The organism is Corallococcus sp. AS-1-12 (genome assembly GCF_020036995.1).
Taxonomy (GTDB): Bacteria; Myxococcota; Myxococcia; order Myxococcales; family Myxococcaceae; genus Corallococcus.
Map to the genome: position 1 here is coordinate 1 of NZ_JAIQDD010000022.1, position 14,314 is coordinate 14,314.

Genomic DNA, 14,314 nt, shown 5'->3' on the forward strand with positions numbered 1-14,314 from the left:
TTCCTCGAGCAGCGCCTCCCCTCCTTCATGGTCCCCTCCGCCTTCGTCCTCCTGGACGCGCTGCCCCTCACGGCCGCAGGCAAGGTCGACCGCAAGGCGCTGCCCGCTCCGGAGCAACCGGGGCTCATGGACCGCTACGTCGCGCCCCGGACGCCCCTGGAGGAGCTGCTCGCGGGGCTGTGGGCCGACATGCTCGGCCACGAGCGCGTGGGCGTTCAGGACGACTTCTTCGAGCTGGGCGGGCACTCGCTGCTGGCCGCACAGCTCATCACGCGGATCCGCGCCACGTTCGAGCGCGAGCTGACGCTCAACGACCTGTTCCAGGCCCCCACTGTCGCCGCGCTGGCGCTGCGGCTCGGCACGGCCGGGGAGGACCGCCAGGCCTCGCTGCCTCCGGTGGAGCCCGGCGAGCCCGTGGAGGAGCTGCCGCTCTCCCTCTCCCAGCGGACGTACTGGTCACCGGAGCGCGGAGGCCCGGCGAGCCCGCTCAACTCCGTGCCCATGGCCTTCCGCGTCGACGGACCGCTCGACGAAGCGGTGCTCGCCCGTGCGCTGACGGAGCTGGTGCGCCGGCATGAAATCCTCCGCACCACCTTCCCGCTCGTGGACGGGGTGCCCGTCCAGCGCATCGCGGCCCCCGGCGACTTCCCGCTGGCCTGCCTCGACCTGGAGCCCCTCCCCGAGGCCCAGCGCGAGCAGACCGCCCTGTCACGGCTCCACGAAGCGGCCTGGCGTCCCTACGACCTGGAGCAGGGCCCCCTGATGCGCGCGCTCCTGCTGCGGCTCGCGCAAGAGCGGCACCTGCTGCTGATCAACCTCCACCACGCGCTCACCGACCTCGTGTCCGGACAGGTGCTGATGGCGGAGCTGGCGGCGCTCCACGGCGCCTTCCAGGACGGGCGGGAGTCACCGCTGGCCGAGCCCCTCTTGCAGTACCGGGACTTCACGCGCTGGCAACATGCCTGGCTTCGCGGCGAGGTGCTCGAAGGCCTGCGGAGCTGGTGGGGCCGGAAGCTGGAAGCGCCCCTGCCGCTCCCGGCGCTGCCGCTGGAGCCGTCGCTCGAGGCCGGTCACGGCGGACACGCCGCCGGGAGCGTGCCCTTCACCCTGTCGCCGGAGGTCTCCGGACAGCTCGTCGCCCTGGGCCGCCGCGAGGGCGTCACGCCGTTCATCCTCCTGATGGCCTCCTTCCAGGTCCTGCTGGCGCGGGCCTCCGGCAGGGAAGAGGCCCTGGTGGCCTTCGCCCACGCGCACCGGCCGCGTCCGGAGCTGGAGCGGATGCCGGGCATGTTCGCCAACCTGCTCGTGGTGCGCACGCCGCTCGCGGGCAACCCCGGCTTCCGCGAGGTGCTGCGCCGGGCGCGCGCCGCCTACCTGGAGGCGTTCGAGCACGCGGGGCTGCCCCACGACGAGCTGATGCGGCTGTTGGGCGCGAGCGGCACCCGGGCGCTGCCCGCGGGGTTCTCCTTCGCCCAGGGCGGAGAAGCCCCACGAGCAGCGCGCGGGCTCACCCTGAGCCCCGTGCCGCTGGAGCTGGAAGAGACCGTGAGTGACGTGTCGCTGGCCGTGCTCCAGGGCCCGGAAGGGTTCAGTGGAAGTTTCGAATATCGTGCCGGGCTGTTCCGCCGCGAGACGGTGGAGGCGCTGGGGCAGGCCTTCGTGGGGCTCCTGGAGCGGGTGGTGGCGGAGCCGGAGGCGCGGGTGGACTCGCTGGTGGGGTCCTCCGGCGCGCTCGCGGGAACGTTGACGGGCTGGGGTGTCGCTTGAACCTGCTGCGGATGCTGCTGAGGAGTTCGAGGCTGGCGCTGGTGCTGGCCGTGGTGACGGGGCTGGCCTCGGGCGCGAGCAGCGCGGGCCTGCTCGCCATGACGGGCGCCGCGCTGGTGGGCAAGGCCCAGGGCATGGGGGGCTACTTCGCCGCCCTGTGCGCGGCGGCGCTGCTGTCGCGGTTCGCCTCGCACGCGGTGCTCAACTGGATGCACCACGGGCTCGTCTTCCAGATGCGCACGGAGCTGGGAACGCGGATGCTCGCCACGCCCCTGCGGCGGCTGGAGGAGCTGGGCAGCCACCGGCTGCTGGCGGCGCTCACCGGCGACATCTCCTTCGTGGGCGCCGGGCTGATGCTGCTGCCCCAGCTCCTCATCCACCTGGCCATCCTGCTCGGGTGCCTGGGCTACATGGCCTGGTTGTCCCGGCCCCTGCTGCTCACCACCCTGGGCTTCATGGCGGTGGGCATCGCCACGTACATGCTGCCCGCGCGGCGTTCCCTGGGGCTGATGCGGACGGCGCGCGAGCTGTACGACCGCCTGCTGAAGCACTTCGACACGCTGTCGGAGGGCACCAAGGAGCTGAAGATGCACCGCGAGCGCCGTCAGGCCTTCCTGCGCGAGGACCTGGTGGGCACGTCCGCCTCGCTGCGCCGGGTGGACGCGCTGAGCGGCGCCATCGACGCGGCCAACTCAAGCTGGGGCATGCTGCTGTTCTTCGCCATCATCGGGTTGCTGCTGTTCGTGATGCCCACGTTCGGAGGCATCGACTCCGCGACGCTGACGGGATTCAGCCTCACCATCCTCTACATGCAGCAGCCGCTGGACTCGGTGCTCAACAGCTTCCACGGCGTGGGCCAGGCCACCGTCGCGCTGGGGAAGCTGGAGGCGCTGGGGCTGGGACAGGAGCCGCCGGAGCTCCAGGGCCCCCTGGAGGCCCCCCGCGCCTTCGAGCAACTGGAGCTGCGCGCCATCACCCACGCCTACCGCCGGGACCACGAGGACGGCCGCTTCCTGCTGGGCCCCATCGACCTGACCCTGCGTCCGGGGGAGCTGGTGTTCCTGGTGGGCGGCAACGGCAGCGGGAAGACGACGCTGGCCAAGCTGCTCATCGGCCTCTACACGCCCGAATCCGGAGCCGTCGTCCTGGACGGCAGGCCCCTCACCGGCGAGCAGGACTGGGAACGCTACCGTCAGCTCTTCTCCAGCGTCTTCGTGGACTTCTGCCTCTTCGACCGGATGCTCGGCCTGGAGCGCGAGGATTTGACGGAAGCCGCCCGGCACTACCTGGAACGTCTGCAGTTGACCCACAAGGTCCGCATCGAAGGGGGCGCGCTGTCCACCACCAGCCTGTCGCAGGGACAGCGCAAGCGGTTGGCGTTGCTGACCGCCTATCTGGAGGACCGGCCCATCTACCTCTTCGACGAGTGGGCCGCGGACCAGGACCCCGTCTTCAAGGCGCTCTTCTACGAGCAACTGCTGCCGGACCTGAAGCGCCGGGGGAAGGCCGTGCTCGTCATCACGCACGACGACCGCTACTTCCACCTCGCGGACCGGCTGCTGCGGCTGGAGTACGGCCAGTTGCTGCCGGAAGAGACGCAGGCCCTGCGCCCGCACGGCTCGTGACGGAACGGGCGGTCCGCCACGAGCCGGGGCCCGCCCGGGGCTACTCCCGGTAGGCCATGAACCCGAGCCGGTCCACGCGCTCGGTCCAGGCCCGGGTGAGCGCGGCCTGGAACTCACCGCCGGTCAGCAGCTCACGCAGGGCGTGGGTGGACGCCTCCAGCTCGGAGGGCACGGCGTCCGGCCGCCAGTTGTCGATGATGGTGTTGCGGCCGCCCAGCTTCGAGGTGAGCACGTCCTTCACCAGCTCGCTGATCATCTCGGAGAGGTTGGCCTTGTGCCAGAAGCCGATGGCGCACGTGGCGACGACGCCGCCCGTGCCGGTGGCGACGTGGTAGGCGGAGCCGGGCCAGTACATGACGTCGCCGGGCTCGGCGATGAGCTCCGTGGCGTCCTTCTCGAACAGGGGGATGGCCTCGTTGCCGGCCTGGAGCTGCTGCAGGCGTTCCGGGTGTTCGTCGAAGTACGCCTCCGGCCACACCAGCATCCGCTTGCGCCCTTCGATGACCAGGGTCAGCACGTCGGCCGAGTCGTCCTTGTGGATGCCGAACGGCGTCACGTCGTAGTCACCGGCGAAGATGGTGGACTCGACGTTGCGCGCGGGAATGCCCACGCGGGAGATGAGCGGCGAAAGCAGCTCCCGCAGCAGGACGCCCAGCCGCGCGTTGTAGAGCTCCACGTCGTTGAGGATGATGCCGACGCGCGCGCCGCCGAAAGTCGCGTTGAGTTCCTGGATGTAGCCCGACAGCCCGTCGCCTCGCGGCAGGAACTTGAGCTGCTCCGTGGGGCCAATCTGCCGGCCCTCGACGAAGAGGCGGACGTGGCCGCCGCGCTGCTTGGACGGCGCGGCCCCGGGCCCCTGTCCGAGGCTGTGGGCGACGTAGCCGCCGAAGGTCTCCAGGACGTCCATGCCCGTCAGGAGGTCCTTCGGCACCACGCCCTTGAAGACCACGGAGCGCTTCTTCCAGTAGTCCCGAGCGAAGCCGTCCCAGAACTCCGCCGTCAGTCCCGTCTTTTCCACGTAAGCCTCCCTTTACGGGAAGCGTCGACGGGCTCACACTCTGTGTCAACCCAGGCTTGCGTGTCTTTGCGAGCACCCGGGCCGGTGCGCGAACCGCGGGGGCCTACCCCTTGCGCCTGGCGAAGTCGTCCATGAAGGACACCAGCGTCTTCACGTGGTCCACGGTCACCGCGTTGTACAGGGACACGCGGATGCCGCCTGTGATCCGGTGGCCCTTCATGCCCACCATGCCGGCCTTGGCGCCTTCGGCCACGAAGGCCTCTTCCAGCTTCTCGTCCGGCAGGCGGAACACCACGTTCATGTACGAGCGCGACGCCTTCTCCACCGGGGCGCGGTAGAAGCCCGCGTTGCGCTCGAGCGCCGCGTACAGCAGCTCGCCCTTCTCACGGTTCCACGCCTCGATCTGCTTCAGGCCTCCCACGCCCTTGATCCACGCGAGCACGTTGCGGCAGAGGTAGATGGAGAAGGTGGGCGGCGTGTTGTAGAGCGAGTTGTTCTCCGCGTAGGTCGTGTAACGGAAGATCTTCGGGATGTCCTTGCGGCCCTTCGCCATGAACTCCTTGTTCACCAGCACCAGGACGATGCCTGACGGCCCGATGTTCTTCTGGGCCCCCGCGTAGATGAGCGCGAAGCGGCTCACGTCGATGGGCTTCCACAGGATGTCGGAGCTCATGTCCGCCACCAGCGGCACCTGCCCCACTTCCGGGAACGTGTGCCACTGCGTCCCGAAGAGCGTGTTGTTGCTCGTCATGTGGACGTAGGCGGCCTTCGGATCCAACTGGAGCTCGGCCTGGGTGGGGACTCGCGTGAAGCGCTTGTCCTTGTCCACCGTGTTCGCGGCGATGCGCGGCGTGCCGTAGTAGCGCGCCTCGTCCACCGCCTTCTCGCTCCAGCCTCCCGTCACCACGTAGTCCGCGGAGCCCCCCTGCGGGAGGAAGTTCATCGGCACCTGCGCGAACTGCTGCGAGGCGCCTCCCTGGAGGAAGAGGACCTCATGCGTGTCCGGGACGGACAGCAGCTCCTTCACCAGGGCGATGCCTTCGTTGTGCACGGCTTCGAACGCCTTGCCCCGGTGGCTGTGCTCGATGATCGACATCCCCGTGCCCTGGAAGTCGAGCAGCTCGTCCCGGGCCCGCTCCAGCGCTGCCGTGGGGAGACCGGCCGGGCCGGGATTGAAGTTGATGACGCGCATGGCTTGTCCTCTGGGAAGTGAAGCGCTCCGGCATTCTCGCCGGTGGGGCTCCGGGGGTCATCAGCAACGTGGGCTCTGTCGGACGGTGGCCTTCGTCCGCCCGGTGGGGGTGGTAGCGTCCCGTGTGTGTCCCCTACTCCTTTGGCCTCCGCCCTTCTCGCGGCTCCTGGCCGCGCGCCTGCTTCGCTTCCGGAGCCCTCGCGCCTGGAGGAGCTGCTCCGCGCTTCGATTGACCGCGCCCGGTCTCGCTGGCCCGGGGTGGAGCTGGAGCCGCTCGCCTTCGTGGCGTTCGTCGCGCAACGACTGACGGCTCCGGCCGCGCTCCTGGAGGCGCTCGAAGGGACCTCGCCCGCCTTCTCGGAGCTGTACCTGGCCTTCGGGTGCCTGCGGCACGACCGCGCCGCGCTCCAGTTCTTCGAGGACGGTTACCTGCGCGACGTCGGCGCGTTCGTGTCCGGCGTGGACCGCTCGCCCGCGTTCGTGGCGGAGGTGCGGCAGGCGCTCCGGGAGAAGCTGTTCACGGCCGCCGCGGGCGGTGAGCCGAAGATCGCGGAGTTCACCGGGGGCGGCGCGCTGGGCGGCTGGGTGCGGGTGGCGGCGATGCGCATCGCGCTCAACCTCAAGCGCTCCGAGGCCCGGGCCGACTCCGCAGCTCAGGACTCCGTCGAGTCCGCGTTCGGTGAACAGTTGGGGCCGGAGCTCGAACACCTGCGCTCGCGCTACCGCGAGGCCTTCACGGAGGCCGTGCGCGCGGCGCTGGGCGAGCTGTCCGACCGGGACCGCACGCTGATGCGCCTGTACCACGTGGAGGCGCTGTCCCTGGACGCCATCGCGGCGCTCTACCGCGTCCATATGTCCACCGTGTCGCGGTGGCTCAGCCGGGCTCGGGAGCAGGTGGCGGAGACCACGACGCGGCGGCTCTGCGAGCGCCTGGGAGTGGGCGCGTCCTCGGTGGACAGCATCGCGGCGCTCGTCGTCAGTCAGGTGGACCTCAGCCTGACGCGGCTGCTCGGTCCGGGGGGCTGAACTTTCGCTGCAAGGGATTTCCCGGCCGGTGTCAGGGCGTCGAAAGGCCCCTTCCGGGCCTCACCGAGGAAAGCCCCATGCGCGTCTCTTCCTGGCTGTCCGTCGTCACCCTCGCCGCCACCGTCTCCGCCTGCGAGCCGTTCCCCGACGATGCCCCCGCCATCCCCACCGAGGTCCAGTGGCCCGGCGAGGCCTTCTTCCCGGAGGGCATCGCGGCGTCGAAGGACGGCACGCTCTACGCGGGCAGCCTGGGCACCGGCGCCATCGCTCGCGTCAAGCCGGGCTCACTGGGGGCCGAGGTCTTCGTCCCGGGCCGGGCCTCGTTCGGCGTCTACGGGCTCGAGGTGGACGAGGCCCACGACACGCTCTGGGCCTGCACCTACGACGACCTGCTGCTGCCCGCGCAGGCGTCGTACCTGAACGGGTATGCGCTCTCCACGGGTGCCCTCAAGTCCAGCCATGCCATGCCCAGCCAGGTCAGCTTCTGCAACGACGTCGCCGTCGATGCCTCAGGCAACGTGTACGTGACGGACTCGTTCGGGAACGCGGTCTTCCGGCTGCCGGTGGGTGGGACGGCGCTCGACACGTGGTCCTCGGATGCCGCGTACGAGCCCTCCGAGCCGGGCCTCATCACCCTCAACGGCATCGCCTACGACGGGGCGAACCGGCTCTACGTCGTGAAGAGCGACACGGGCGCGCTGTTCTCCATCGACATCCAGCCGGATGGGAGCGCGGCGGCGCCCGTGACCATCCCGGTGACGCCGGCCCTGGAGACGCCGGACGGGGTCGAGTGGGTGGATTCGGGCCGGCTGTTCGTCGTGGAGAACACGCCGGGTCGGGCTTCGCTGGTGACGCTCGGTGAAGGGGCTGGCGCGAAGGAGGTGCTCGCCAACGGCTTCGTGGAGCCGACCGCCGCCGCGATCACGAAGGACGGCGCGTGGGTGCTGGAGTCGCAGATGGGGTTCTTCTTCGGCACGCCGGGGACCCCCGCCCTGCCCTTCCGCGCGTACCGGGTGGCGGTGCCCCCGCTTCTGCCCTGAGCGCGAACGCCCGTAGAGTCGCGTCCCACCATGTCGGGATGTCCGTCCGAGGAAACGATTCTCGCCTTCGTGGAGGGCCGCCTGCCGTCCGGGCAGCGCGCCCTCGCCGAGGCGCACCTGTCCCGCTGCGACGCCTGCGGGTCGCTGCTCGCGGCCGTCGCGGCGACGTGGCACGCGGAGGGCCGGTTCGTGGAGGTGGCGCCTCCTCCCCGGGCGTTCGCGCCTGGGGAGCAGGTGGGGCCGTACGTCATCGTCGACCACGCGGGCAGCGGCGCGATGGGTGACGTGTACCGGGCTCGCGATGGACGGCTGGGGCGGGACGTGGCGCTGAAGGTGCTCCCGTCGCGGTTCGCGCAGGATCCGGAGCGCCTGGCCCGCTTCCGCCAGGAGGCCCGCGCGGCGGGAGCGTTGTCCCATCCCCACCTGCTCACCCTGTTCGACGTGGGGACCCACGAGGACGTGCCGTACCTCGTCACCGAGTGGCTGGAGGGGGCCACCCTGCGGACGCGGCTGATGCGGGGGCCGCTGCCACCGGAGCAGGTGCTGCGGCTGGGCATCCAGTTGTCGCAGGGGCTCGCGGCCGCGCACGCGCGGGGCGTCATCCACCGCGACCTCAAGCCCGCGAACATCTTCCTGTGCTCGAACGGCAGCGCGCGGATCCTCGACTTCGGGCTGGCGCGGCTCACCGAGCGCGTCGAGGCCGCCTCGCTCACCCAGAGCGGCGCGGTGGTGGGCACCGCCGGGTACATGGCGCCGGAGCAGATCCGCGGTCAGGGCGTGGATGCTCGCGCGGATGTGTTCTCGCTCGGCGCGGTGCTCCACGAGTCCGTGAGCGGCCATGCGCCCTTTGGCGGTGACAGTCCGGTGGAGCGGATGAGCGCCGCGCTCCGCGACGCGCCTCCTGTCCTGCCGGGAGAGCTGGGGACGGTGATTGCGCGCTGTCTGGCGAAGGCCCCGGAGGACCGGTTCCAGTCCGCGCAGGACCTGGCCTTCGCCCTGGAGTCCCTCGCGGCTCGCGGTGCGCCCCTGGCCGTGCGGCGCCGGGTGCTCCCGCGCCCTGCCCTGCTGGCGGCCGCGGCGGCCGTGCTGCTGCTGCTCGTCGCCGGTGGCCTCCTGACGTTCGGGAGCCGGCCGGTCGCTCCGGCGGTGCCGGCCGCGCAGGCGTCACGCCCGACGTACCGCCCCGTGACGTTCCGCCGGGGCCACGTGCTCAGCGCCCGGTTCTCCGCGGACGGGCACACGCTGCTCTATGGCGCTGCGTGGGAGGGAGGCCCCGCGGAGCTGTACAGCGCGCGCACGGAGCGCCCGCTGTCACAACCGCTGGGACAGCGCGCGGATGTGCTCGCCGCGTCGTCGAAGGGGGAGCTGGCGGTGCTGCTCGAGCCCCGCTTCTTCGACGCCGACCATGGCAGCGGGACGCTGGGGCTGATGCCGCTCGCGGGCGGCGCGCCCCGGGCCGTGCTCGATGGCGTGCTGGAGGCGGACTGGGGACGCTCGGACGGACCGCTCGCGGTGGTGCGCCGCGTGGGCGAGACCTTCCGGCTGGAGCAGCCCCCCGGCACGGTGCGCTTCGAGTCCCAGGGGTGGATCAGCCACGCACGCGTGTCCCCCGACGGGGCGCGGATCGCCTTCCTGTTCCACGCGCACCCCAAGGACGACCGGGGCGGCGTCTGGGTGCTGGAGAAGGACGGTCCACCGCGCGAGCTCTCCTCGGACTGGGCGAGCATCCGGGGGCTGGCGTGGGCTCCGGATGGAAGCGAGGTGTGGTTCACCGCCTCCCGGACGGGCGCGGACTCCGAGTTGTTCGCGGTCGACCTGCGCGGCACGACGCGGCCGGTGGACCGGATCGCCGGGCGGATGGTGCTGCATGACATCTCCCGGGAGGGCTCCGTCCTGGTGGACCACCCGGTGATCCGCACGGGGCTGTCCTTCGGGCACGCGGGCGCGGAGCGGGACCTGACGTGGTCGGACTCGTCGTTCATGACGGACATGTCCCGCGACGGCCGCACCCTCCTCTTCGCCGAGGGCTCGGAGGTGGAGGGCCCCACCTACGGCGCCTATCTGCGCACCACGGATGGCGCCCCTCCGGTCCGTCTGGGCGACGGCATCCCCATGGCCCTGTCGCCGGACGGCAAGCAGGTGCTGACGGTGCGCTACGGCGAGCGGATGGAGTTCCTGCTGCTGCCCACGGGCGCGGGAGAGCCCCGGCCGCTGTCGCTCGCGCCCGTCACCACGGTGCTCACCGCGCGCTGGTTCCCGGATGGAAGGCGGTTGCTCCTGCGCGCGCACGAAGAGGGACGTCCCGCCCGGCTCTGGGTGTTCGAGCCCGGCGCCGGAGCGCCCCGGCCCATCACCCCGGAGGGCTCGGGCTTCACCACGGCCATCTCCCCGGATGGAGCACGGCTGGCGGCGGTGGATGACACGGGGAGCCTTCGCGTGTTCTCCGCGACGGGCGAGCCGCTGGGCACGGTCCCCGGGCGGTTCACGGATCAGTGGGTGGTGGGCTGGGACTCGAGCGGAGCGGCGCTCTACCTGCGCAGCGTCTCGCTCCCGGTGCGCGTCTCCCGGGTCGACGTGAAGACCGGCGCGAGCACGCCGCACCTGTCACTCCCGGCGGGGGGCATCATGCCGGGCCTCATCTCCGTGATGACGCTGGCGATCTCCGAGGACGGAACGTCCTACGCATACACCTACAACGAGGCGCTCTCCCGGCTGTTCCTGGTGGAGGGATTGGCGGGGGCGCGGTCCGCTGGGCGCTGAATGCATCCGGGAACCGCGCCGCTCCGGACCGGGCCGCGCGGTTCCCGTCACTTCACTTCACATCAGGCGTTCTTCAGGTTCTCGTTCACGAAGTCCCAGTTCACGAGGCTGTTGAGGAAGGTCTCGATGAACTTGGGGCGCGCGTTGCGGTAGTCGATGTAATAGGCGTGCTCCCAGACGTCGATGGTGAGCAGGGCCTTCTTGCCGTGCTTCATCGGCAGGTCCGCGTTGGACGTCTTCATGATGGACAGCTTGTTGCCGTCCTTCACCAGCCAGGCCCAGCCGGAGCCGAACTGCGTGGCGGCGGCGTCGGAGAACTGCCGCTTGAACTCGTCGTAGGAGCCGAAGTCGCGGTCGATGGCGGCCGCGATCTCCCCCGTCGGCTTGCCACCGCCGGCCGGCTTCATGCAGTTCCAGAAGAAGGTGTGGTTCCACACCTGGGCCGCGTTGTTGAACACGGCGCCGTCGCTGCCGAGGATGACCTCCTCCAGCGAGCGGGTGGCCTCGGGCTTGCCGGCGGTCAGCTCGTTGAGCTTGTTGACGTAGGTCGCGTGGTGCTTGTCGTGGTGGTACTCCAGCGTCTCCTGGCTCATGTGCGGGGCCAGCGCGTCCTTCTTGTACGGGAGCTCGGGCAGCGTGAAGGGCATTGGGGTGCGTCCTTTCCGGGTTGAGTGAGGTTCGGCTACGGGTTCGCTACTTCGGGGCGGGCCCTGGCTCCGGGTGCGCTGTCAGCGCGCGATACGCCCGGTTCCAGTAGAGCAACGGTGCTGCGTCGACTCCCCGCTGGATGCGCTCCACACGGCCCACCAGCAACAGGTGATCGCCGTAACGGTGCACATCCAACAGAGCGCACGCCAGACCCACCAGGCTGTCCTGGACGAAGGCTCCTTCGTCGAACACCCGGCCTTCGGCCTCCCCCTTCGCGCAGCGGACCGCCACGTCACGTTGGGTGGTGGACAGCACGCTCACACTGAAGCGGTGGGCGGCCTCCACCCGCTTGAGGGTGCGGGAGGACTGCTGCAGCGCCAGGACGATGAGCGGAGGCGTCAGGGAGAGGGAGCTGAAGGAGCTGACCGTCGTCGCCGCGATCCCGTCCGCGTCACGGACGGAGACCACCGCCACCCCGCTCGCCCACCGGGACATCGCCTCCCGGAAGTCCAGGGCCGACACCCCTTCAGTACCGCTCTGAGTCATGGGCCGGTCTCTACCACCCGCCCCGCCACCGGGTCAGCACTTCCTCCAATGCATTGGCGGAATGCCAACGCAGTGGCACCTGCCCTCCGGGCCCGTCCATGGCCGGGTCCACCCGCCCCCCGTATGCTGGCCGGCCGGAGGCGCCCATGGATCCGTTGTGGGGGGAGACGCTGAGGCGTCTGGACGCGCTGCTCATCCAGGTGTGTGACCTGGAGGAGGCCCGCGCGTCGAAGCTCCGGGGGGAACAGGATGCGGGCTGGGACGCGGTGCGCACCACCGTGCGCCCCTCCACCTCCGAGCTCGCCTTCAGCACGGCGCTTCCGGAGACGCCGCTGTTGGGCGCTTCGCCTCCCCTTCCCTTCGCCCGGCTGCGGGCTTCGCTTCGCCTGGACTCCGTGGAGGAGGAGGCGCTGCTGCTCCTGCTCGCGACCTGGCTGGAGCCCCGGTATTCGCGCCTGTTCGCCGTGCTCCAGGACGAGACCGCGCAGGGGTGGAACGTGGAGCGGTTGCTGCTCACCGTCCTGGGACGCACGCCGGCTCGCGCGCGGCGCTTGCTGGCGTCGCTGACCGACACCGGCCTCCTGGTGGGCGGTGGATTCGTGCAGACAGGAGCCGGCGCTTTTCCTCCCATGCTCCGGCCCGTGGACCTGGCGCCGGAGGTCCGTGAGGCCCTGCTGGAGTTGCCCCGGCCCTCCGTCCTGGGCGAGCTCTCGCTGGAATGGCACGGGCCGGAGGCGCTGCCTTCCTCTTCGCCCGGGACGTTCGCCGTCGTGCATGGCGAAGCAGAGCGGCTGGGCGTGGCGCTGGGGCTCGCCGCCGAGGCCGGTGTGCCGCTGCTCGTCGCCCGGTGGGTGGGAGCTCCGGAGCCGGCTCCCATGGCCCGCGCCCTGTGGCGGCTGGCCTCCGTGCGCGGCGCGCTGCTGGCCGTGGACCTGTCCGGAGGGGAGCGGGGGCTGGCGCTCTCCGTCACGGAGACGCTGTCCGGATTGTGCCAGCGGTTTGGCGGGCGGGCCCTGGTGCTCGCGGACTCCGCGCAGCCTGTCGCCGTGCCACATCACGAAGCCCCCACCCTGGGCTTCGTCCAGCGACGGGCGCTTTGGATGGAGGAGGCCACGGCGCGGGGACTGTCATTGACGGAGACGGACGCGGGGCGGCTGGCGTCTGGCTTTCGGGGCGGGCAGCAGGACGTCCGCCGCGTGTTCGACTCGGCTCCGGGCGGGGACGTGGAGGCGCTTCGTGCCGCCGCCTCGCGGCTCGTCCAGGTGCCCCTGCGCCATGGCTACCGGCTGGAGACGTCCCGGACGTTCGCGGACCTCGTGGTGCGGGACACCACCCGCGCGGCCCTGGAGCGCCTGCTGTTCTACGTGGCCCAGCGCGACCGCGTCGCCGAGGAACGCGGCCTGTCCCGCCGCTTCCGGCTGCACTCGGGCCCGGTGGCTTTGTTCTCCGGACGCTCCGGCACCGGGAAGACCCTGGCCGCGGAGGTCATCGCCCATGCGGTGGGCCGGCCCCTGTATGTCATCGACCTGTCCCGGCTCGTCAGCAAGTACGTGGGCGAGACGGAGAAGAACATCGACGAGGTGCTGTCCCACGGCGAGCGCTCCGGCGCCGTGCTGTTCTTCGACGAGGCGGACTCGCTGTTCTCCGCGCGCACGGAGGTCAGCAACGCCAATGACCGCTTCGCCAACCTGGAGGTCGGCTTCCTCCTGCAGCGCATCGAACGTCACGACGGGCTGATCATCCTCGCCACCAACCTGCAGACCGCCATCGACGAAGCCTTCCTGCGCCGCTTCCACGCGCGCATCGAGTTCCCCTTCCCCGAGGTCGAGGAGCGCCGCCGCATCTGGGAGCTGATGCTTCCGGAGGGCGTGCCTCGCGCGGGGACGCTCGACCTGGCGGGCCTGGCGCAGCGGCACCGGCTGGCGGGCGGGGACATCCGCAACGCCGCGCTCAAGGCCATCTTCCTCGCGGAACAGGCCGGTGCTCCGCTGGCCCAGGAGCACCTGGAGCGCGCCGTCGCCCTGGAGCTGTACGAGCTGGGCCGGCTCTCCCGGCGTCCGGAGGCGGAGGCGCCCTCGGATGCGGGGACACGCCTCCGGCGCGTGGCGGAAGTGTTCCAGGAGGCACTGGATTCGCAGCTCAGACAACACTTCCTCAAGGAGGTCCACATCCTCCACGGCTCTCCCACCCGGGAGGCGCTCGCGGGGAAGCGGCCCGCCGTGTCGCTCGCGCTCTACCGGCTGGCGGTCAGCCAGAACGGCGCGCTGCGGCTGGGGCTCATCGTCTCCGCGTGGTCCCACCGCGCGGAGGAGGAACACGAGCTGCTCGGCGTGTTGCATGGGCTGCTCACGCGCGGACTCCCGCACGAGCTGGATGGCCGCAAGCTCACACCTCGCGTCCAGGAGAGTTATGACTTCGACCTGCTCCACCGCTTCTGGAGCAGTCATGGACATCCCATCCGGGCCTCCCTGGTCCTGGATGTGGAGATGACCTAGCGTCCCTCGCGCTGATGGTGCGGGGGGGACCGTGCGCATCCGTGACCAGGGCCCGAAGGCCTCCGCCAAGGCCATGCTCCGGAAGGGCTCCGGGCGCACTCCCTCGTCCTCCGCGGCCCTTCCCCGTGCTCCGGGGGTCGTCCCCCGGGGCCCGTCCTCGTCCACTCCCGCACGGGAGCTGGCGGCACGGCTCGCGT

Annotated in this window: 10 protein-coding genes; 6 read left to right on the forward strand and 4 right to left on the reverse strand. The window is 71.1% G+C overall.

Going from position 1 to position 14,314, the window contains the following annotated elements; genetic code table 11:
* The coding region (locus K8556_RS27680) for a condensation domain-containing protein (protein ID WP_223743111.1) at positions 1–1,767 on the forward strand (1,767 nt) is incomplete at its 5' end.
* Complete coding sequence (locus K8556_RS27685; protein WP_223743112.1) at positions 1,764–3,392, forward strand: cyclic peptide export ABC transporter; 1,629 nt, start codon at positions 1,764–1,766, stop codon at positions 3,390–3,392. The genes K8556_RS27680 and K8556_RS27685, both read left to right, overlap by 4 nt.
* 40 nt (positions 3,393–3,432) lie before the next feature.
* Here the strand turns inward: K8556_RS27685 and K8556_RS27690 are convergent, their stop codons facing one another.
* Both K8556_RS27690 and serC read right to left on the reverse strand, forming a co-directional pair.
* The gene (locus tag K8556_RS27690; protein WP_223743113.1) at positions 3,433–4,410 is read right to left on the reverse strand and encodes a JmjC domain-containing protein; all 978 of its coding nucleotides are present in this window, start codon (positions 4,408–4,410) and stop codon (positions 3,433–3,435) included.
* Positions 4,411–4,513: 103 nt separating this feature from the next.
* Entirely contained in the window at positions 4,514–5,602 is a 1,089-nt protein-coding gene (gene serC / locus K8556_RS27695; protein WP_223743114.1) for a 3-phosphoserine/phosphohydroxythreonine transaminase, read from the reverse strand.
* A 141-nt stretch (positions 5,603–5,743) separates the two neighbouring features.
* On the opposite strand from serC, the gene K8556_RS27700 reads away from it, so the two are divergent.
* The 3 genes from K8556_RS27700 (at position 5,744) to K8556_RS27710 (ending at position 10,428) form a co-directional block, all read left to right on the forward strand.
* Complete coding sequence (locus K8556_RS27700; protein WP_223743115.1) at positions 5,744–6,628, forward strand: sigma-70 family RNA polymerase sigma factor; 885 nt, start codon at positions 5,744–5,746, stop codon at positions 6,626–6,628.
* Between the two features lie 77 nt (positions 6,629–6,705).
* Positions 6,706–7,668: an SMP-30/gluconolactonase/LRE family protein gene (locus K8556_RS27705; RefSeq protein WP_223743116.1), complete on the forward strand. Its 963-nt coding sequence runs from the start codon at positions 6,706–6,708 to the stop codon at positions 7,666–7,668.
* A 30-nt stretch (positions 7,669–7,698) separates the two neighbouring features.
* Positions 7,699–10,428, forward strand: a complete 2,730-nt coding sequence (locus K8556_RS27710; RefSeq protein WP_223743117.1) for a serine/threonine-protein kinase — start codon at positions 7,699–7,701, stop codon at positions 10,426–10,428.
* A gap of 62 nt (positions 10,429–10,490) precedes the next feature.
* Here the strand turns inward: K8556_RS27710 and K8556_RS27715 are convergent, their stop codons facing one another.
* The gene (locus K8556_RS27715; protein WP_223743118.1) at positions 10,491–11,075 is read right to left on the reverse strand and encodes a superoxide dismutase; all 585 of its coding nucleotides are present in this window, start codon (positions 11,073–11,075) and stop codon (positions 10,491–10,493) included.
* Between the two features lie 46 nt (positions 11,076–11,121).
* Positions 11,122–11,622 (reverse strand): flavin reductase family protein, encoded by a 501-nt coding sequence (locus K8556_RS27720; RefSeq protein ID WP_223743119.1) that lies wholly within the window; start codon positions 11,620–11,622, stop codon positions 11,122–11,124.
* Positions 11,623–11,768: 146 nt separating this feature from the next.
* Between K8556_RS27720 and K8556_RS27725 the strand changes: the two genes are divergently transcribed.
* Positions 11,769–14,117, forward strand: coding sequence for an AAA family ATPase (locus tag K8556_RS27725; protein WP_223743120.1), 2,349 nt, complete (start codon positions 11,769–11,771; stop codon positions 14,115–14,117).
* Positions 14,118–14,314: the final 197 nt, after the last annotated feature.

Excerpts from the sequence above, each read along its gene's own strand:
- serC (WP_223743114.1), bottom strand. The coding sequence starts at position 5,602 with ATGCGCGTCATCAACTTCAATCCCGGCCCGGCCGGTCTCCCCACGGCA.
- K8556_RS27705 (WP_223743116.1), top strand. The coding sequence starts at position 6,706 with ATGCGCGTCTCTTCCTGGCTGTCCGTCGTCACCCTCGCCGCCACCGTC.
- K8556_RS27710 (WP_223743117.1), top strand. The coding sequence starts at position 7,699 with ATGTCGGGATGTCCGTCCGAGGAAACGATTCTCGCCTTCGTGGAGGGC.
- K8556_RS27715 (WP_223743118.1), bottom strand. The coding sequence starts at position 11,075 with ATGCCCTTCACGCTGCCCGAGCTCCCGTACAAGAAGGACGCGCTGGCC.
- K8556_RS27720 (WP_223743119.1), bottom strand. The coding sequence starts at position 11,622 with ATGACTCAGAGCGGTACTGAAGGGGTGTCGGCCCTGGACTTCCGGGAG.
- K8556_RS27725 (WP_223743120.1), top strand. The coding sequence starts at position 11,769 with ATGGATCCGTTGTGGGGGGAGACGCTGAGGCGTCTGGACGCGCTGCTC.